Annotated in this window: 15 protein-coding genes and 1 pseudogene; 10 read left to right on the forward strand and 6 right to left on the reverse strand. The window is 76.0% G+C overall.

Annotated features, from left to right (window positions below):
* Positions 1-166: 166 nt before the first annotated feature.
* The gene (locus KJP73_RS16330) at positions 167-892 is read left to right on the forward strand and encodes an ABC transporter ATP-binding protein (protein WP_213283939.1); all 726 of its coding nucleotides are present in this window, start codon (positions 167-169) and stop codon (positions 890-892) included.
* Complete coding sequence (locus tag KJP73_RS16335; RefSeq protein ID WP_213283940.1) at positions 889-2796, forward strand: ABC transporter permease; 1908 nt, start codon at positions 889-891, stop codon at positions 2794-2796. Before KJP73_RS16330 ends, KJP73_RS16335 begins: the two co-directional genes overlap by 4 nt.
* 65 nt (positions 2797-2861) lie before the next feature.
* On the opposite strand, the gene KJP73_RS16340 is transcribed toward KJP73_RS16335, so the two are convergent.
* Together KJP73_RS16340 and KJP73_RS16345 are read right to left on the reverse strand one after the other, a co-directional pair.
* Positions 2862-4091: a Fic family protein gene (locus KJP73_RS16340; RefSeq protein WP_213283941.1), complete on the reverse strand. Its 1230-nt coding sequence runs from the start codon at positions 4089-4091 to the stop codon at positions 2862-2864.
* Between the two features lie 73 nt (positions 4092-4164).
* Positions 4165-4602 carry a VOC family protein gene (locus KJP73_RS16345; protein ID WP_213283942.1) on the reverse strand — a complete coding sequence of 146 codons (438 nt, stop codon included), beginning with the start codon at positions 4600-4602 and terminating at the stop codon, positions 4165-4167.
* Positions 4603-4794: 192 nt separating this feature from the next.
* Here KJP73_RS16345 and glmU point away from each other — a divergent pair, with 192 nt between their 5' ends.
* The 8 genes from glmU (at position 4795) to KJP73_RS16385 (ending at position 15277) form a co-directional block, all read left to right on the forward strand.
* Positions 4795-6456: a bifunctional UDP-N-acetylglucosamine diphosphorylase/glucosamine-1-phosphate N-acetyltransferase GlmU gene (gene glmU, locus KJP73_RS16350; protein ID WP_213283943.1), complete on the forward strand. Its 1662-nt coding sequence runs from the start codon at positions 4795-4797 to the stop codon at positions 6454-6456.
* A complete protein-coding gene (locus KJP73_RS16355; protein WP_213283944.1) occupies positions 6453-7436 on the forward strand; it encodes a ribose-phosphate diphosphokinase in 984 nt (327 codons plus the stop codon). The genes glmU and KJP73_RS16355 overlap by 4 nt, the downstream gene beginning before the upstream one ends.
* A gap of 310 nt (positions 7437-7746) precedes the next feature.
* A complete protein-coding gene (locus KJP73_RS16360; protein WP_213283945.1) occupies positions 7747-8340 on the forward strand; it encodes a 50S ribosomal protein L25/general stress protein Ctc in 594 nt (197 codons plus the stop codon).
* 124 nt (positions 8341-8464) lie between these two features.
* On the forward strand, positions 8465-9085 hold the full coding sequence (gene pth, locus KJP73_RS16365) for an aminoacyl-tRNA hydrolase (protein ID WP_213283946.1): 621 nt from the start codon (positions 8465-8467) through the stop codon (positions 9083-9085).
* Positions 9086-9425: 340 nt separating this feature from the next.
* A complete protein-coding gene (locus KJP73_RS16370) occupies positions 9426-10988 on the forward strand; it encodes a sugar transferase (RefSeq protein ID WP_213283947.1) in 1563 nt (520 codons plus the stop codon).
* Positions 10975-12159 (forward strand): glycosyltransferase, encoded by a 1185-nt coding sequence (locus KJP73_RS16375; RefSeq protein ID WP_213283948.1) that lies wholly within the window; start codon positions 10975-10977, stop codon positions 12157-12159. The genes KJP73_RS16370 and KJP73_RS16375 overlap by 14 nt, the downstream gene beginning before the upstream one ends.
* Positions 12156-14054, forward strand: a complete 1899-nt coding sequence (locus KJP73_RS16380; protein ID WP_213283949.1) for a Wzz/FepE/Etk N-terminal domain-containing protein — start codon at positions 12156-12158, stop codon at positions 14052-14054. The genes KJP73_RS16375 and KJP73_RS16380 overlap by 4 nt, the downstream gene beginning before the upstream one ends.
* The gene (locus KJP73_RS16385; RefSeq protein WP_213283950.1) at positions 14051-15277 is read left to right on the forward strand and encodes a glycosyltransferase; all 1227 of its coding nucleotides are present in this window, start codon (positions 14051-14053) and stop codon (positions 15275-15277) included. The genes KJP73_RS16380 and KJP73_RS16385 overlap by 4 nt, the downstream gene beginning before the upstream one ends.
* On the opposite strand, the gene KJP73_RS19370 is transcribed toward KJP73_RS16385, so the two are convergent.
* The 4 genes and pseudogenes from KJP73_RS19370 to KJP73_RS16395 form a co-directional block, all read right to left on the reverse strand.
* Positions 15246-16457, reverse strand: a complete 1212-nt coding sequence (locus tag KJP73_RS19370) for a glycosyltransferase (RefSeq protein ID WP_249669467.1) — start codon at positions 16455-16457, stop codon at positions 15246-15248. The two genes, KJP73_RS16385 and KJP73_RS19370, sit on opposite strands and share 32 nt — an antisense overlap.
* Positions 16454-17509 carry a glycosyltransferase family 4 protein gene (locus KJP73_RS19375; protein WP_249669468.1) on the reverse strand — a complete coding sequence of 352 codons (1056 nt, stop codon included), beginning with the start codon at positions 17507-17509 and terminating at the stop codon, positions 16454-16456. The genes KJP73_RS19370 and KJP73_RS19375 overlap by 4 nt, the downstream gene beginning before the upstream one ends.
* Before the next feature lie 319 nt (positions 17510-17828).
* Positions 17829-18674: pseudogene (locus KJP73_RS19735) on the reverse strand (O-antigen ligase family protein); the annotation flags it as partial.
* A gap of 156 nt (positions 18675-18830) precedes the next feature.
* Positions 18831-19872 (reverse strand): glycosyltransferase (locus tag KJP73_RS16395; protein WP_213283952.1); only part of this gene is annotated, 1042 nt, incomplete at its 5' end.

Genomic DNA, 19872 nt, shown 5'->3' on the forward strand with positions numbered 1-19872 from the left:
GGGAGAGGAGGAGAAGGACATGAGGGGGAAGGGGGGAGGGGAGACGAGGGGCGGCATGGCGCGGAGCCGGTCAGTTTTTTTTTTTTCAAGCAGAAGACGGCAGACGGGGTAGCGTGGCGTCTCGTGGGCTGGGAGATGTGTATAAGAGCCGGGGCCCGCCGAGCGGGTGGCCCCCGCCGTCCTGCTCGACGACGTCCGCCGCGCCTACCCCAACGGCCGCGGCACCGTCCAGGCGCTCGCGGGTGTCTCCCTCGCGCTCGCCCCGGGCTCGTTCACCGCGATCATGGGCCCCTCGGGCTCCGGCAAGTCCACGCTGCTGAACTGCGCCGCCGGGCTGGACGCCCCGACGAGCGGGCGCGTCGTCATCGGGGGCGCCGACCTGACCACGATGTCCCCGGACGCGGTGACCCGGCTGCGGCGCGACCGCATCGGGTTCGTGTTCCAGGCCTACAACCTGGTCGGGCACCTCACGGTCGCGGAGAACATCGCGCTGCCGCTGCTCCTCGGCGGCCGCGAGCCCGACGCCCACCTGCGGCGGTACCTGATGGCGGCCGTCGGGCTGGAGGACATGGCGGACCGCCTGCCGGGCGAGCTCTCCGGCGGCCAGGCGCAGCGCGTCGCGATGGCGCGGGCGCTCATCACGCGGCCGGCCGTCGTGTTCGCCGACGAGCCGACCGGCGCGCTGGACTCGCACACCGGCGCCCAGGTGCTGGACGTGCTGCGCAGCACCGCCACGACGCTCGGGCAGACGCTCGTGCTCGTCACGCACGACGCCCGCGTCGCCGCCGCGGCGGACCGCGTCGTGTTCCTCGCCGACGGGCGCCTCGCCGGGCACCTGGACGCGCCGACCGCCGAGCAGGTCACGGCCCGGATGATCGAGCTGGGCCGATGAGCGCCGTCTGGACGTCCGCCCGCTCCGCCGTGCGGGTGCACCGCGCGAGCATGGCCGGCAGCGCCTTGGTCGTGGCGCTCGCGGCCGCCCTGCTCACCGCCACCGGCGCGTGGGTGGAGGCCGGCATCCGGCTCGCGGCCGGGTCGGACGACCCCGCGGCGTCGTTGCTCGTCACCGTCGCGTCGTCGTTCGCCGGGACCGCGGTGCTCATCGCGCTGCTCGTGGTGGCCTCGACGTTCGCCGGGGCGCTGCGCCCCCGCGCCCGGGAGTTCGCCCTGCTGCGCGCCGTCGGGGCGACCACCCGCCAGGTGCGGCAGCTCGTCACCGCCGAGGTCCTGCTGGTGTTCGCCGTCGCGGCCCCGCTCGGCGCCGTCCCGGGGCTGCTGCTCGCGCCGCTGCTCGCGGGGGTGCTGGAGTCCGGCGGCATCGTGCCCGCGGGGTTCACCACCACCGTCACGCCGTGGCCGGTCCTGGCGACGCTCGCGCTGCTGGTGCCCACCGCGCTGCTCGGCGCCCGCCTCGCGGGCAGGGAGAGCGCGCGGCTCAGCCCGGCGAGCGCCGTGCAGCGCTCCGCCGCCGAGCCCACCGGCATCTCCGCGGGCCGGCGGACCACCGCCCTGGTGCTCGCGGCCGGCGGCCTCGCGGTCGCGTTCGTGCCGTTCGTCCTGCCGGGGGTGATGGGCAGCGCCGCGGCGACCACGTCGGCGTTCCTGCTGATCATCGCCGCGGCGCTGCTCGGCCCGCTGCTGGTCCGCTGGGCCGCGGTCCGGGGCCTCTCCCTGCTCGGGCCCCGCGCGGCCGCCGCACCGACGCTGGCCCTCGCCAACGCGCGCGGCTTCTCCCGCCGGCTCACCGGCGCCGTCGTCCCGCTCGCGTTGCTGCTCGCGCTCGGGACCGTGCAGTCCGGGGTGAGCAGCGCGGTCGTCGACGCCGCCGAGCAGCAGGTGCGCGACGCCCTGACGGCGGACCTGGTGGCCGAGGGCCCGGTGACCGCGGAGCAGGCCGCCGAGGTCGCCGCGTCGCCGGGCGTCGCCGAGGCCGCGCGCACCACGCTCGTGCCGGCCGAGGTGCGGATCGAGGAGGAGGACGAGGACATGCCGCTCCTGGACGGCCTGTCGTGGGAGGCGACGGCGCTGCGGACGGTGCCGGTCGAGGGCGACCTCGTGGACCCCGACGTGCGCTCCGGCTCGCTCGCGGACCTCGCGGGCCCCCGCACCATCGCGGTCAGCAGCGAGGCCGCCCTCGGCAGCACCGGGGTCGGCAAGCCGCTCGAGGTGCGCCTGGACGGTGAGCTGACCACGTTCACGGTCGTCGCCGTGTACGAGCGCGGGCTCGGGCTGGGCGACTACCTGGTCGGGGACACGGCCGCGGTCGCCGCGGCCGACGGCCCCGCCGCGACGCTCCTGGTCCGCGCCGACACCCCCGCCGACGTCCCCGCGGCCCGCGAGGCCGTCGAGGCCGCCGGCCTGACGGCGACCGACGTCGACGGCTACGCCCGCTCCGTGCGGGAGGCCGCCGCGGCGGAGCAGGGCCTGTCCACCGCGCTGCTGCTCGCGCTCCTCGCGTTCGTCGCCGTCGCGGCCGCCAACACGCTCGTGTCGCTCGTCACCTCCCGGCGGGGCGAGCTGGCGCTCCTGAGCCGCACCGGGGCGACGCGCCGGCAGCTGCTGCGGATGGTCGCCCTCGAGTCGGGCCTCACCACGGCGACCGCGCTGCTCGTCGGGGCGGCGTGCGTGCTGCCCGCGCTGCTCGGCGTCGGGCAGGGGCTGCTCGGCGTGCCGCTGCCGGTCGTGGACCCGGTGGTCGTCGGCTCGCTCGTGGCGGTGGTCGTGGTCATCGGCCTGACCCTGCCGGTCGCGGCGGCGGTGCGGGCGACGCGGCCGTCCGGGTCACGGGCGGTGTGAACCACGGAGCGTCGCCGCATCGTGTCGCGCGCCCCGGTCCGGAGCAGCTCACCGGACCGGGGCGCTCACCCGTGCGCCCGCCGTCCGGCGCGCCGGGCGAACGCGTCCATGGCCGTCAGCACGCGCGGAGCCTGCCAGAGGCGGTCGCGCCGCACTGCGCTCACGAGCGTGAGGAGCCCTGATGCGGTCAGCTCGTCGAGCGCGTTGCGCGCGCCTCGCGTGGAGACGCCGAGCTCCTGCGCGACGCGTCCGGCGTTGACGACGGGCTGGCGCATCACCAGGTCGATCAGCCGCCACGCCGCGGAGTCGGAGCGGGCGGTCAGGGCCGATCGTGCGCCCTCGCGGATCTCGATCATGTCGTGGGCGAGCTGCCTGCCGTTGATGACCGCCGCGACGGCCGCCTCGCTGGCCTGGAGGACGATGCGGTCGGGGTCTCCCGCGCGGTACGCGGTGAGCGAGTCGAAGTACCCGACCGTGTCCCGCAGGAGCCCGGACGACACCGGCACGGTGGAGCTGCGCGTCAGGCCTCGGCCACGCATGAGCGTGTGCATGATCGCGCGGCCGGTGCGTCCGTTGCCGTCGAGGAAGGGGTGGATCGTCTCGAACTGCGCGTGCGCGAGCGCAGCCTGGGCGAGCGGCGTGACGTCGTCGCGCCCGGCGAAGCGGACCAGGTCCTCGATCAGCTCCGGGACACGGTCGGCGTGCGGCGGCACGAACTCCGCCCCGTGGGGGCTGACGTCCGTGCCCCCGATCCAGACCTGGTCGGTGCGCCAACGGCCGGCGATCTCGGGGTCGGAGTGCAGGAGCAGCGCGGCGTGGGCGGCCAGGATCGTGTCGGCGGTCACGCGCGGGCCGGCCTCGAGCGCGCGCTGCATGGCACGGACGTTCGCGACGACGAGCTCGCTGTTCTCCTTGGCGTCGATGTCGAGCTCCGCGATGGCGATGTTGCGCGCGTTCGACGTGAGCCGCTCGATCTGAGAGGACGAGGCGGACTCGCTGCGCAGCAGGATCGCCGGCATCGGGACGGGGAGAGTCGACATCTCCGTGTCGAAGCGCGCCACCTCCGCGCTCGCGGTCGCCTCCGCGCGCACGGTCGCCGGGTCCAGCCGGACGTCGAGCGCGGCGATCAGCGGGGGGACAGCGGCCGGGTAGGGACGCTCGATCCGGTGCCGCTGCCACACGTCCAGGTGGCCGGGGTCGATCCGGGAGACCCACTCTCGCGGCTCGGAGCCGACCGGCGGCCAGGCGCCCTCGGCGGTGTCACCGGAGCCCTCGGGGGACACGGAGCCGCGCATAGCCTTCCCCATCTCGTCGAGTTACGGAAGGCTAACAGCCTAGCCTTCCGTAGCGTGGCGTCGTGCGGAAGGCTCAGCCCACGAAGATGCAGAACGGGTGCCCGTCCGGGTCGGCGTACACGCGCAGCGGCTCGTCCGGGTCGTCGCGGCGGTCGAACAGCAGCCGCGCCCCCAGCCCCAGGACCCGGTCGTGCTGGGCGTCGAGCGTCTCGGCGTCCGGCACGGTCATGTCGAGGTGCAGCTGCTGCGGGACCTCCGGGTCCGGCCACGTCGGCGGCGTGAGCTCCGGCACCTTCTGGAACGCCAGCGGCCACCGGCCCTCGCCCTGCAGGACCAGCCAGTCCTCGCCGTTCGGGTCGGGCTCGCCGGGCGGGGGCGGCTCGTCGCCGTCGCGGTACCGCAGGCCCAGCAGCTCGCGGTAGAACTCCGCGAGCGACCGGGGGTCGGTGGTGTCCAGGACCGTCTGCACGACCCGTGGGTACGTCGGCCCGCTCGCGTTCGTACCGGTCATCGCGGCCCCTCCTCGCGGTGACGGCGGGCGTCCCGGCCGGGGGCCCGTACCGGGACCCATCATGGTCGCCCCGGTCCGGTCCCGCGACGGCGGGCCGCCCGCGCGGCGGTAGAGTGCGTCTGCGCACGACGTCCCCGCCCGGCTCGCCCTGTTGGGTGCGCGGGCAGACCTCTCACCAGGGAGCACCCACAGGTGACCACCCCCCGCCCCGCTGCGGTCATCGTCCTAGCCGCAGGCGAGGGCACCCGGATGCGATCGGCCACACCCAAGGTCCTGCACACCCTCGCGGGCCGCTCCATGCTCGGCCACGCGCTGGCCGCCGCCCAGGCGCTGGAGCCGCGCCGCACGGCGGTCGTGGTGCGGCACGAGCGGGAGGCCGTCGCGGCCCACGCCCGTGACCTGCTGCCGCAGGTGCTGGTCGCGGACCAGGACGACGTCCCCGGCACGGGCCGCGCGGTGCAGTGCGCGCTGTCGGTGCTCGACGCGGCCGCGCAGGCCGAGGCCGCCTCCGCGGGCGACGGGCCGGGCGAGCCCGGTGCGGCCGCCGGCGTGCTGGTCGAGGGCCCGGTCGTGGTGCTCGCCGGCGACATCCCGCTGCTGGACGGCGGGACGCTCGCGGAGCTCCTCGCCGCGCACGCCGCCGACGGCAACGCCGTCACGGTGCTCACCACCGAGGTCGCCGACCCGACGGGCTACGGCCGCATCCTCCGGTCGTCCGACCCGGCCGACGCCGGCGACGTGGTCGGCATCGTCGAGGAGAAGGACGCCGACCCCGCCCAGCGCGCGATCACCGAGATCAACTCGTCGGTGTACGTGTTCGACGCGGCGGTGCTCCGCGGGGCGTTCGGCCGGCTCGGCCGGGACAACGCGCAGGGCGAGGTGTACCTGACCGACGTGCTGGCGATCGCCCGCGGCGACGGCGGCCGCGTCCGCGCGCTGCGCACCGACGACCCGGTGCTGGTCGAGGGCGTCAACGACCGGGCGCAGCTCGCGGTGCTCCGCGCCGAGCTGAACCGCCGGATCCTGGACGACTGGATGCGCGCGGGCGTGACGGTCGTCGACCCGGCGACCACCTGGGTGGACGTCGACGTGGAGCTCGCGCAGGACGTGACGCTGCTGCCGGGCACCCAGCTGCACGGCGCGACGTCCGTGGCCTCCGGCGCGACCATCGGCCCGGACACCACGCTCACCGACGTCGAGGTGCACGCCGGGGCGACCGTGGTCCGCACGCACGGGTCCCTTGCGGTCATCGGCGAGGACGCGACGGTCGGCCCGTTCGCCTACCTGCGGCCCGGCACCGTCCTCGGCGAGCGCGGCAAGATCGGCACGTTCGTCGAGACGAAGAACGCCGAGATCGGCGCGGGCTCGAAGGTGCCGCACCTGTCCTACGTCGGCGACGCGACCATCGGCGTCGAGACGAACATCGGCGCGGCCAGCGTCTTCGTCAACTACGACGGGGTCCGCAAGCACCGCACGACCATCGGCTCGTACGCCCGGACCGGCTCGGACAACATGTTCGTCGCACCGGTCACCGTGGGGGACGGCGCCTACACCGGCGCCGGCAGCGTGATCCGGCACGACGTGCCGTCGGGCGCCCTGGCCGTGAGCGCCGGCGCCCAGCGGAACATCGAGGGCTGGGTCGTCCGGTCCCGCCCCGGCACGCCCGCCGCCGAGGCCGCCGCCCGCGCCCGCGACGAGCACGCCGAGCTGTCGCCCCAGGCCCGCGCCGAGCGGGAGCGTGCCGGCCGGCCGGAGTCCGGCGCCGGCGTGTTCTCGACGCCCCCACCCGCCCTGCCGGACCACCCGGTCCCGCTGCCCGACGCCCAGCCCAGCACGGAGGACACCGCACGATGACCGGGATCGTCTCGCAGGACGGTGAGAAGCGGCTCGTCCTCGTCTCGGGCCGCGCGCACCCCGAGCTCGCCGCCGCCGTCGCCAAGAGCCTCGACATCGACCTGCTGCCGACCACGGCCTACGACTTCGCGAACGGCGAGATCTACGTCCGGTTCGCGGAGTCGGTGCGCGGCGCCGACGTCTTCGTGCTGCAGAGCCACGCGGCGCCGATCAACCAGTGGCTGATGGAGCAGTTCCTCATGGTCGACGCGCTCAAGCGCGCCTCGGCCAAGACCATCACCGTGATCGCGCCGTTCTACGGGTACGCCCGGCAGGACAAGAAGCACCGCGGGCGCGAGCCGATCTCGGCCCGCCTGATGGCCGACCTGTTCAAGACCGCCGGCGCCGACCGGCTGATGAGCGTCGACCTGCACGCCGCGCAGATCCAGGGCTTCTTCGACGGCCCGGTCGACCACCTGTGGGCCATGCCGATCCTCACCGAGTACGTGCGGACCCGCGTCGACGTGCACAACGTCACCGTCGTGTCGCCCGACGCCGGCCGCATCCGCGTCGCCGAGCTGTGGGCGCAGAAGCTCGGCGGGGGCCCCCTGGCGTTCGTGCACAAGTCGCGCGACATCCGGCAGCCGAACAAGACGGTCGCGAACCGCGTCGTCGGTGACGTCGAGGGCCGCACGTGCGTGCTGGTCGACGACCTCATCGACACCGCCGGCACGATCACGGGCGCCGTCCGGGTGCTCATGGAGGCCGGCGCGAAGGACGTCATCGTCGCGGCGACCCACGGCGTGCTGTCCGACCCCGCCACCGACCGGCTCCAGCAGTGCGGCGCCCGCGAGGTCATCATCACGGACACCCTGCCCGTCCCCGACGAGCACCGGTTCGAGAAGCTGACGGTGCTGTCCATCGCGCCGCTGATCGCCCGCGCCATCCGCGAGGTCTTCGACGACGGCTCGGTGACGAGCCTGTTCGACGGCCAGTCCTGACCGCTGCGTCCCCCGGCGCCACTACCGGCCGCCCGGCACGGTTTCGTGCCGGGCGGCGGCGCGGGTAGTATCGGGGGGTTGCCTCGGCGAGGGACGTCGGACGGTCGCTCCACGACCTGACGGCGGTCCGGCGGACGGCGCGGCCCGCACCCCTGGGGGTGCACGGCCGGCGCCGCGTGCGGACCGCGTCGGTGTCAGTCCGTCCACTCCGTGATCGACAGGGTGGAACGCCTCCGCGTGCCCGTCCAGCGCCCCGCGTCGAGGCCACCACACATCGTCGCCATCGCCCCGTCTGCTCTTTGGAGTCACCGTGTCCGAGATCAAGCTCGCCGCCACCGCCCGCACCGAGTTCGGCAAGGGCGCCGCGCGCCGCCTGCGCCGCGCGCACCAGATCCCCGCCGTCCTGTACGGGCACGGCACCGAGCCGGTGCACGTCGCCCTCCCGGGCCACGAGACGATGCTCGCCGTCAAGGGCGCCGCGAACGCGCTCTTCGAGATCGAGGTCGACGGCACGCCGGTCCTCGCCCTCGCGAAGGACGTCCAGCGCGACCCGGTCAAGAACGTCATCGAGCACGTCGACCTGCTCATCGTGAAGCGCGGCGAGACCGTCACCGTCGAGGTCCCGGTGACCATCGTCGGCGAGTCCGCCCCCGGCACGATCCACATCGTCGAGACGCAGACGCTGACCCTCGACGCCGAGGCGACGCACCTGCCGGAGCACGTCGAGGTCTCCATCGAGGGCCTCGCCGCCGGCACCTCGCTGACCGCCGGCGAGCTGACGCTCCCGACGGGCTCCGTCCTGACCGGTGACGCCGACGTGGTCGTCGTGGCCGTCACCGTCCCGACCGTGTCCGCCGAGGACCGCGCCGCCGACGAGGCCGCGGAGGCCGCCGCCGCCGAGTGATCCGGGCGGCGCGCGGGTGCGCGCCGACGACGCTGGGGACGCCCGGTACCGTGCGACGGTGCCGGGCGTCCGGCATGTCAGGGCGGCTCCGGCGGCCCGCGACGACGAAGGGAGCGGCGCCGCGATGAGCGAGGGGCGCTGGTTGGTGGTCGGCCTGGGCAACCCGGGGCCGCAGTACGCGGGGAACCGGCACAACGTCGGGCAGATGGTGCTCGACGAGCTCGCGCGGCGGACGGGGTCGTCGTTCTCCGCGAAGGGCGGGGTGCTGTCCCGGCGCCCGCAGGCGGCGACCGCCGAGGTGCGGATCGGCACCGGTCCCGGCGGCGTGCCCGGGCCGCGCGCGGTGCTGGCGAAGCCGACGACGTACATGAACACGTCCGGCGGCCCGGTCGCGGCGCTCGCGCAGTACTTCGACGTGCCGGCCGAGCGGGTCGTGATGGTGCACGACGAGCTCGACATCCCGTTCGGCGAGGTCCGGCTGAAGCTCGGCGGCGGCGAGGGCGGGCACAACGGCCTGCGCGACACCACTAAGGCGCTGGGCACCAAGGACTACCTGCGGGTGCGCGTCGGCGTCGGCCGGCCGCCCGGGCGGATGGACGCGGCGGACTACGTGCTGCGGGACTTCGCCAAGGCGGAGCAGAAGGACCTGCCGTGGCTGGTGGACGCAGCCGCGGACGCGGTCGAGCTGCTGGTCACGGAGGGCCTGGAGCGCGCGCAGCTCCGCTTCCACACCCGCACCGCCTGACCCCCACCCGGGCGAGCCCGCCCGCCCGCGCCCCCAGCGCCGCCGAGGTCGTCACTCACGGCCGAGGTCGTCACTCCTGCAGGACGACCTCGTGCCCGAGTGACGACCTCGCGGCATGTCCGGGCCGCGTTCGCGCTGGTCAGGGCGGGTGCGGCGGTGCGTGGGAGGTCGGCGGTGCGGGGCTGCGGCGGGTGTGCCGGGGGTGTCGCTGCACGTCAGGGCGGCGGCGCTCCCCCATATGGGTGTGAAAGGGGTGAAAACGGACAGATAGGGCGGACTGGGACAAACCCGCTGATATAGCCTCAAGTCACACCAACGAGGCCGCCCAGGGGGACCTAGCATGAGCCTGCTCGACGATCACGACGTGACGCGCTCCACCGAGCGCACCGTCGCGGCGCCGGGCCCGGAGACCTCGGCTGAGCACGAGGCCGCCGAACGGCGACGCGCCTCACGCGGACCGCGACTCTCCTGGGCCTCCGACCGGCCTTTCTACGAGCCCCGCGGCACCACGGCGCCCTCCGGCTGGCGCAGCCAGCACACCGCCTACCAGCTCGAGACGCTGGCCCGGGACGTCGTCCTGGCGACCTGCATCCCGACGCTGCTGCTCTTCGCGCTGCACGGCGTCTCCCTGCTCCAGCTGACCTGGGGCCTGGCCATCGGCCTGCTGTTCATCGCGTTCGTCGCGGTCGAGCGCGGCTACGACCGCCAGGTGATCGGCGACGGGCACGTCGAGTTCGAGGCCGTGCTGCGCGGCGGGGTGCTGACCGCCGCCTCGCTGGCCGTGTTCGCGGTCGGCGCCGACGTGGACGTGCCGCGCACCATCGTGTTCCTCGCGCTGCCGCTCGTCGTCCTGGTGCTCATCACGGCCCGGCACCTCTCGCGCCGGGCGCTGCACCGCCGCCGGGCCGCGGGCGAGTCGATGCGCCGGACGCTCGTGGTCGGCGACGCGTCCTCGATCACGCACGTGGTCGACGACCTGCGCGGCCTGCCCCAGTACGGGTACCAGATCGCGGGCGTGTGCGTGCCGTCGTTCGACGGGCCGCTGCCGCCGCTCGGCGCCCCGGTGCTCGGCACGGTCTCGGACGTCGTGCAGGTGGCGGTCGACGGGGAGTTCGACGTCGTCATCGTCACCGGCTCGGAGCTGTCCGGCCAGGCCCTGCGCCGGCTGTCCTGGGCCCTGCAGCGCACGCACACCGAGCTCGTCGTCGCGCCGGGCATCGTCGAGGTGTTCGGCCCGCGCGTCACGCTCGAGCCGACGGCCGGCCTGTCCCTGATCCACGTGAACGCCGCGGAGTCCCGCCGCTCGCGCATCCTCGCGAAGCGGGTGTTCGACACCGCGTTCGCCGCCGGCACGCTGCTGCTGCTGGCCCCGCTGCTGGCGGCCGTCGCCGTCGCCGTGAAGGTCACCAGCCCCGGCCCGGTGCTGTTCAAGCAGACCCGCGTCGGCAAGGAGGGCCGCGAGTTCTCCATGCTGAAGTTCCGCAGCATGGTGGTCGACGCCGAGGAGCGGCTGGCCGAGCTGCGCACGGCGAACCAGGCCGACGGCCCCCTGTTCAAGATGGACCGCGACCCCCGGATCACCCGGGTCGGGCACTTCCTGCGCAAGCACTCGCTCGACGAGCTGCCGCAGCTGCTCAACGTGCTGCGGGGCGAGATGGCCCTGGTCGGCCCCCGCCCGCCGCTGTCGCACGAGGTGGCGCAGTACCGCGAGTCCGCCCGCCGCCGCCTGCTGGTGAAGCCCGGCCTGACGGGGCTGTGGCAGATCAGCGGCCGCGCGGACCTGGCGTGGGAGGAGGCGGTCAAGCTCGACCTGCGGTACGTCGAGAACTGGTCGATCGCCTTCGACCTCATGATCCTGTGGCGCACGCTCTACGTCGTCGTGAGTGGCCATGGCGGTCGGTGAGGGGGTCGCGCTCGCGCACGACTACGCCACGCAGCGGGGAGGCGCCGAGCGCGTCGCCCTGGTGATGGCCGACGCGTTCCCCGGCGCCCCCCTCTACACGACGCTCTACCACCCGGAGGGCACGTTCCCGGAGTTCGGGCCCCTCGACGTGCGGACCAGCCCGCTGGACCGGCTGGGCGTGCTGCGCCGGCACCACCGGCTCGCGCTGCCGTTCCTCGCGCCCGCCGTCCGCGCGACCCCCATCGACGCGGACGTGGTGCTGGCCTCCTCGACCGGCTGGGCGCACGGCTTCCCGACGACCGGCCGCAAGGTGGTCTACTGCCACGCGCCGGCCCGCTGGCTGTACCAGACCGACCGCTACCTGGGCCCCGGGCACGCCTCCGGCTCCGGCGGCGCGCAGCGGTGGATCGCGGCGCAGGCGCTCGGGCTGCTGGCCCCGGCGCTGCGCTCGTGGGACCGGCGCGCGGCGGCGACCGCCGACCGGTACCTGGCGAACTCGACCGTCACCGCCCGCGCCGTCCGCGAGGTGTACGGCATCGAGGCGGAGATCCTGCCGCCGCCGCCCGCCATGCTGCCGGCGGGGGAGGAGACGCCCGTCGAGGGCGTCGAGCCCGGGTACCTGCTCTGCGTCGCCCGGCTGCTGCCGTACAAGAACGTGGACGTCGTGATCGAGGCCGTCCGGCGCACCCCCGGTGCCCGGCTGGTCGTGGTCGGCGACGGCCCGGAGCGCGCCGCGCTCACCCACCTGGTCCGGGACCTGCCGCGCGTCCGCCTCGTCGGCCGCGTGGACGACGCCCGCCTGCGCTGGCTCTACCGGAACAGCGCCGCCCTGGTCGCCGCCTCGTACGAGGACTACGGCCTGTCCCCGCTGGAGGCAGCCGCCTTCGGCCGTCCGTCCGTCGTCCTGCGCGACGGCGGGTACCTCGACACCGTCCGCGACGGCGTCACCGGGGAGTTCTTCGACGCCCCCGAGCCCGACCTGGTGGCCGAGGCCGCCGGGCGTGCGCTCGCCCGCACCTGGGACCCCCGGGTGCTGACGGCGCACGCCGACGACTTCGCCGCCGGACGGTTCGTCGACCGGTTGCACGCGATCGTGCGCGAGGAGCGCAGCGCGGCAGCCGGCAGCGTCCCCCGGCCTGAGCCCGTCCCGACCGAAAGGCGCCCCCGATGACTCTGCAGGACATGTTCCGGACCGTGTGGTTCGGCAAGTGGCTGGTCCTGGTGTCCGTCCTGGCCGCGCTGGGCGGTGCGTACCTGTACGTCTCCCGCCAGGAGCCGCAGTACGCGAGCGAGACCACGGTGCAGCTGGTCGACACCGAGACGCTGGCGACCGCCGGCGTCCGGCTCGAGAGCGACCCGAGCCTCGTGACCAGCGACGACGTAGCCGCCACGGCCGCCGCGGAGCTGGGCGAGCCTGGCCTCGCCGACGAGCTCGCCGCCACCACGTCGGGCGAGTACGTGCTCGACACCCCGACCAGCGTCGTGATCACGCAGACCGGCCCCGACTCGGAGGTCACCGTCGAGCGGGCGAACGCGGTCGCCACGGCCTACGTCGCGCAGCTGCAGGAGCAGTTCGACGCGGACGTCGCCTCGATGCAGGAGCGGCTGGCGACGCTGGCCGAGAGCATCGACCAGCAGCAGCAGGCGATCACGGCCGCCCGCCGCGCCGCCGCTGCCGCCGCCGCGGTCGCGAACCCGAACGCCCAGGTCGACCCGGTGGACGGCCTGCTCGAGGCGCAGTACTCCACGACGATGGAGCAGTACCAGACGCTGTCCGCCCAGCTCACGCAGGCGCAGTTGCTGGCGTCCCCGGCGACCATCTTGCAGAACGCGGTGCACAGCACGCTGGTGAGCGTCCCGGCGACGCTGGTGTACCTGATCGCGGGGCTCGCGGGCCTGCTCGTGGGCATCGGCCTCGCCGTGGTCCGCCGCGGGCTGGACACCAAGGTGCGCACGACGGGTGCGGCCCGCCGCAGCGCCGGTGCGCCGGTGCTCGCCCGCCTGTCCGGCACCGCCACCGCCCTGAAGTCCTACGAGGCCGAGGGCACCCTCCCGGTCGCCCGCCGCGAGGCGACGGCCTACACCCGCTCCATCCGGGAGCTGCGCACCGCCCTGCAGGCGGCGGTGGAGAACGACAGCGGCAGCGCCGTGATCGTCGTGACGGCCGCCGACGTCGAGACCCCGCGCTCGTTCGTCGCCGCGAACCTCGCCGCCTCCTGGGCCCTGTCCGGCCGCAGCGTCGTGGTGCTCTCCGGCGACCTGCGCCAGCCGCGCCTCAACGCGCTGCTGCCCGCGTCGGCCGAGGCGCCCGTGCGCACCGGCCGTGGCGGTGGCCGGGCGCGCACCGCCGCGGTGCCGACCGCCATCCCGCACCTGTCCGTGCACCCGGCCCTGCAGACCGAGCTGGACCCCGCGGACTTCCTGGCGAGCTCCGACGTCCGGGCGCTCGTCGAGCAGCTGCGCAGCACCGCGGACGTCGTCATCATCGACGCCCCGCCGATGCTGGTGGCCGCCGACGCGACGATCCTCGGGTCCTACGCCGACGGCGTGCTCCTGGCGGTGACCCTGGGCCACACCCCCACGGGCGCGGTCGAGGAGTCGGCCGAGCGCCTGCGGGCCGCCAACGCGGCGCTGCTCGGGCTGTCGGTCGACGGCGCCGCCGAGCGCCGGCACGTCACCTACGAGGCGACCTACGCCTACGCCGGGGCCGACGAGCCGGCCGAGGGCGACGCGGTCGCGGGCGAGCACGTCGCCCCCGAGGGTGAGGCGGCGGCGTCCGGCGCCTCCGCCGGTGCTGCGGACGGCGGGACGGGGGACGCCGCGGCGCCCACGGACGGCGCCGCGTCGACCGAGGACGCCGCGACCGACGACGCCGGGACCGGCACCACCACGACCGGCACGGCCGCGCCCGGCACCGCCACGGACGAGGCGCCCGAGGCGGCCGACGACGCCCCGCACGCCGAGGTGCCCGCCCCGCACGGGGACGCCCTGCCCGAGGACGAGGACGACGCGGCGGACCGCCGGTCCGGGAAGGACCGCGCGCCGGTCGGCGTCGAGACGCCGTGACCCGGCCGGTGCGGGTGGTCGTCCTCGACCACACCGCCCAGCTCGGGGGCGCGGAGCTCGCCCTGCTGCGCACCTGCGCGGCGCTCGACCCCGCGCGGGTCGACGTCACCGTGGTGCTGTTCGCCGACGGACCGCTCGCCGGCCGTCTGAGGGAGGCCGGCGTCGCGGTGCGGGTGCTGCCGCTGGACCCGCGCATCGCGGCGACGGACCGGGCCGCGGCCGGGCGCTCGGCGCTGGGCGCGGCGCGGTCGGTGGCCGGGACGCTGCCGTTCGTGGCCCGGCTCGCGCGGCTGCTGCGGGACCTCCGCCCCGACGTGGTGCACACGACGTCGCTCAAGGCGGACCTGATCGGGCTGGTCGCCGCGCGGCTGGCGCGCCGTCCGCTCGTCTGGCACGTGCACGACCGCATCGCCGAGGACTACCTCCCCGCCCCGGTGGCGCGCGTCATCCGGACGGCGGCCCGGCGCGGGCCCCGGCACGTGGTCGTGAACTCGCTGGCGACGGCCCGCACGCTGCTGCCCCTGCCGCGGGGCTGGACGCTCGCGTACCCGGGGCTCGCGCCGGACCAGGTCGCCGCCGACCCCGCCGCCCGCCCCGCGCCCGCCGGTCCGGTGGTCGGCCTGGTCGGGCGGGTCAGCCCGACGAAGGGTCAGCGGGAGTTCGTCGAGGCGTGCGCGCTGCTGGCCGACCGGTTCCCGACCGCGCGGTTCCGGGTCGTCGGCGCGGCGCTGTTCGCGGAGCGCGGCTACGAGGACGAGGTGCGCGCGCTCGTCGCCGCCCGGGGGCTGGCGGACCGCGTGGAGCTGACCGGCTGGGTGGCCGACCCGGTCGCCGCGATCGACGGCCTGTCGGTGCTGGTGCACGCGTCACCGGTGCCGGAGCCGTTCGGCCAGGTGGTCGTCGAGGGCATGGCCCGGGGCGTCCCGGTGGTCGCGACGGCCGGCGGCGGGGTGGACGAGATCGCCGTCGCCGCGGACGGCACCGCGCGCTGCCTGCTGGTGCCGCCGCGCGACGTGACCGCCCTGGCCGAGGCGGTCGCCCGGGTGCTGGACCGCCCGGAGGAGGCCGCCGCACGCGCGGACCGGGCGTGGAAGGACGTGCAGGCGGAGTACGCGATCGCTCGCACCGCCGAGCGCCTCACCGCCGTCTGGGAACGGTGGAACCCGCGGGAGTCCCGCGCGGGGGAGGGGCTCAGCGGGCGGACGTGGCACGGACGCGCGTGAGCACCGCGTCCATCTCCCGCACCCGGTCCGACCACCGCGGGACGTCCGCGGGCGCCGCGCCGACGCCCGCGGGCCGGGGCTCGCCGAGCACCCGGACCACCGCGTCGGCGAGGTTCTGCGGCGAGGCGGTGGTGACCCGGTCCGCGGGCTGGTCCCGGAAGCCCGCGACCGGGGTGCTGACGATCGGCCGCCCGACCGCCAGGTACTCGTAGAGCTTGATCGGGTCCAGGGAGTCGGTGAAGTCGTCGACGACGTGCGGCACCACCAGCACCGCGGCGTGCTGCAGGTAGCCGGGCACCAGCGACGCGGGACGTGCACCGAGCACCAGGGCGCCGGCGGCCTCGAGCCGCGTCAGCTCCAGCGGGTCCAGCAGCGGCGGCCCGACGAGCACGAGCTGGGCGCCCGCGACCCGCAGGTGGGTGGCGAGCCGCAGGCAGGCCTCGACGTCCAGCCGGTCGGGGTGCAGCGTGCCGACGTAGAGGGCGTAGTCGGTGCCCGGCAGGTCGGCGGGGCGGGGCGCGGGCGTCCGGTAGCCGTCGACGTCCACGGCGTTGGTGACCAGCGTGACGGGCCGGTCGGTGCCCTTGGTGCGGGCGAGCGCGGGGGAGCAGACCACGACCTCGGCGCACCGCTCGACCAGCACCTGCTCCGCGGCGCGGATGCGCTCGTGCTCGGCGGGCTCCCGGACGGCGTGCAGCCAGTCGTCGGTGACGTCGTACAGGGCGCGCCAGCCGGTGGCCTCCAGCACGGCCGCGCCGCCGGGGTCGTTCACCCACAGGACGGGGTCCGCCATGCCGAGCCGGCCGGCCACCCGCGCCACCGCCCGGGCCCGGCGCGCGTCGCCGCCGGCGTCGAGCCTCCGGGGCAGCCACTTGGTGGGCCGGTACGCCCACGCCCGTCCCTCCGGGGCACCGTCGTGCGGGCCGAGGCGCCGCAGCCGCCGGCCGAGCGTCGGGGTCGCGCCCCGGCGCAGGTCGTGCAGGTGGTCGACGGCCGGCTCGACGAACAGCACCCGCAGCGCCGGGTCGGAGGCCAGCAGCCCCGCGACCAGGTGCTGGTTGCGCCGCCAGACCTCGTCCCAGGGCTCGAGCGAGACGACGACGAGGTCGCGGCGCGTGGACGCCCCGGGGGTGGTGCCGGGGGTCGTGCGCGTCTCGTCGGTGCCGGTCACGGGGGTCATCCGCGGACCGGGCCGGGCTCGGGCGCGAGCGGCGCGCCCAGCACCGAGCGGTACACCGCCGCGATGCCGTCCGCGTGCTGCTCCAGGCCGAACCGGCGCTGCTGCACGGCGCGGAGCTCCTCGCCGTAGGCGGCGCGCCGCTCCGAGTCCCCGGCCAGCCGGGCGAGCGCCGCACCGGCCGCCGCCACGTCGTCCGGCGGGACCAGCACGGCGCCGTCCGCCGAGCCCACGGTCTCGTCGTGGCCACCGCCGCGGCCGGCGACCACCGGGGTGCCGTGCGCCATCGCCTCGACCACCGACAGGCCGTACGGCTCGTCGCCCCGCGGCGCGAAGAAGATCCCGGCGGCCGACAGCAGCGCGTCCATGTCGGACCGTGCGCCGAGGAACCGCACGGACCCGGCGACGCCGAGCTCGGCGGCCAGCCCCTCCAGCTCGGCGCGCAGGGCGCCGGTGCCGGCCAGCAGCAGCTCCCAGCCCGTGCCGGCGAGCCCGGAGGCCGCCCACATCCGCAGGGCGACGTCGGTGCGCTTCTCGGCCTCCAGCCGCTGCGCCATCAGGACGACCGGGCGGCGCTGCGGCTCCGGCGCTCCTGTGCGCGGCACGGAGGGCACGCCGGGGTGCACGACGGTCGACGGCCCCTCGACGCGGTCGGCGACGAACCGGCTGATCGCGACCTGAGCCGCGAGGCGGGGGCCGACGAACCGCCCGACCGCCGTCCCGACCGCGGACGAGCCCCGGCGCGCGGCGAAGTGCCGGGTGGCGACCACCGGGGCCCGGCCCGCGACGACCGCGGCGAGCTCGGCGGCCGTCATGTGCGCGTGCACGAGCCGGGTGTCGAGCCGGCGGAGCGCGGCGGCGGCCCGCAGCGGCGTCGGGGCCGCCGCCCAGCGGACGCCGGACCCGGCGAGCTCGGCGGGCATCCGGTCGGCGCTGCCACCGAGCACGTGCACCCGCATGCCCCGGGCGTCCTGGGTGCGGGCGAGGGTGGTGACGTAGCGCTCGACGCCCGCGAAGGCGTCGGTGCACACCACGTGCACGACGTCGGGCGTCACGAGTGCTCCCGGTGGCCGACGGACAGGGGGACGCGACGGCGCCGGGTGGCAGCCCGTCGTCGCCCGCGCCCGACCGGCTGGCGTGCGCCTGGGCGCCGAGGCAGATGCCGGCGATCACGAACGGGATGGACACCTGGGCCGCCACCCAGAACAGGTCGAACTGCCCCTGCACCAGGCGCATCAGCACCAGGACGAACGCGAGGGTCCCGTACCGGGCGTCGACCCGCCACAGGATGACCAGGATCGCCAGGAACATCACCAGGAAGCCGATCAGCCCGACGACGCCGCCGGAGGACAGCATCTCGAACTCGGCGTTCGGGGGCTGGAACTTCTCGTCGAACCGGTCCGTGTACCACCAGCGCAGGCCCGCGCCGAACCACGGGTACTCCTGCCAGATGAGCAGCGACTGCCGGAACCAGACGAGCCGCTGGTACGCGGAGTTGTACTGGTCGCCGGACTCGAGCTGGTCCTGGACGAGGGAGCCGACGACCACCGCGCCGCCGACGATCGCCACCAGCACGACCTTGGAGCGGTGTCGGTGCGGGTCCGGGCGCAGGGCGACGACGGCGATCGCGACGGCCAGCCCGATCAGCGCCTGCCGGGACTGGGCGACCAGGATGCCGGCGAGGAACAGCGAGAACAGGGCGAGGCAGATGAGGTCGTTCCACCGCAGCCAGCGCGGCCGGGCGTAGACGATGATCGCGGCGAACGCCAGCACGCACCCGATGTAGTTCTTGTGCATGAGGAACGGCTCGTCCAGGTACACCGGGCCGGTGCTCCCCTGCGACAGGTTCACCGCGAACTGCCCGAGCGCGGCGAGCGCGACCACGACCGAGCCGCCGACGTACAGGCCGAGGGCGAGGCGCGCGTAGCCCGCGGCACCGATCGCCCAGCCGACGAGCAGCGCGCCGCCGACGAGCAGCCACGAGTGCACCCACTCCACCGCGTTGGCGAGGTACGGGTTCGCGATCACGGTGAACAGCACGGTGGCCTGGTAGAACGCCGTCGCCCACAGCACGCCGCGCATCGGGCCGGACAGCGGGCGGCGGGCGAACAGCAGCGCGGGCCAGAACGCGGCGAACAGCACGAAGTCCGACACGGACAGGGTGCCGCCGACGCGGTTCACCAGGAGCAGCGCCGGCATGCCGAGCACCGGCAGCGCCATCGGCTCGCGCAGGGTGAGGCCGACCACGAGCACGGCCACGCCGACGCCCACGGTGATCCAGGGCTGCACCGAGGTGAGCAGGACGAGGACGACGCCGAGGGCGACGAGCCCGGCCCGGCGCCGGTGCCTCCGGGGCGGGGCGGGTGGTGGTGGTCGTCATGCCGCGGCCTCCCGCTCGAGGGACTCAGGGGTGGGGCTCGCCGGGGACGTCGGCGTGCTGCGTCCGCGCGCTACGCGCGGGTCGCCGAGCGCCGCCTCGGCGCGCAGCGGTCCGCGCAGGTAGAGGCGCAGGCGCAGGCGGGCCGCACGCCCGCGGTCCCCGGGGAGGGCCGACCGGGGGACGCTGCCGAGCACGACCGCGGCCCGCGCGGCCGTCCAGCCGGCGGCCCCGTGGTGCGTGCGGAGGTAGCGCTCCTGGGAGGCGTGGAAGTGCGTCTCGCGCCGGGTCGGGTCCGTGCTGGTCCCGCCGCCGACGTGCTGCGCGCGCACCTCGCCGGCGACGACCGAGCGCCAGCCGGCGTCGTGCGCGCGGCGCTGCCAGTCGGTCTCCTCGGAGTACAGGAAGTACCGCTCGTCGAAGCCGCCGACCTGCGCCAGGGCCTCCGCCCGCAGCAGCAGCACCGAGCCGATGACGAAGCCCTCGCGGGTCTCCGGCACGCCGAGCCCCGCCTCCTGCCGCCACACGCCGGCGGGCGTCGGGAACGGCCAGAGCACCCGCGCGGCGGCGCCGGCGTCGTCGGTCTGGGCCGGTCCCGCCGCGGCGGCGCGCGGGTCGGCACGCAGCCGCCGGTGCAGGGCGCGCACCCCGTCGACGTCGATCCGGGCGTCGGGGTTGAGCAGCAGCACGTCGGCACCGGGCACCTGCGGGTCGCGCAGGGCCACGTTCACGGCCGCGCCGAACCCGAGGTTGGCGCCGGGGTCGACGTAGCGCGCGCCCGCCGCCTCGGCGACCCGCCGGACGGCGGCGTCCCCGGAGTTGTCGACCACGGTGACGGGCAGCGCGCCGGCCAGCGGGGCGAGCGCCCGCTCCAGCAGCCCGGCGGCCCCGTACGCGACGACGACGACCTCCACGGCGTCCGCTGCGTCCGCCCGCGCGGCCGAGGTCGGCAGCCCCGTGCCGGCGTCGGCAGGTGCAGGTGCCGATCTCGCGCGGGCGGACGCAGCGGACGCCGTGGAGGTCGTCGTCGTCGCGTACGGG

The sequence above is a fragment of the Cellulomonas hominis genome (genome assembly GCF_901521055.1).
In the GTDB taxonomy this organism is placed as follows: domain Bacteria; phylum Actinomycetota; class Actinomycetes; order Actinomycetales; family Cellulomonadaceae; genus Cellulomonas; species Cellulomonas endometrii.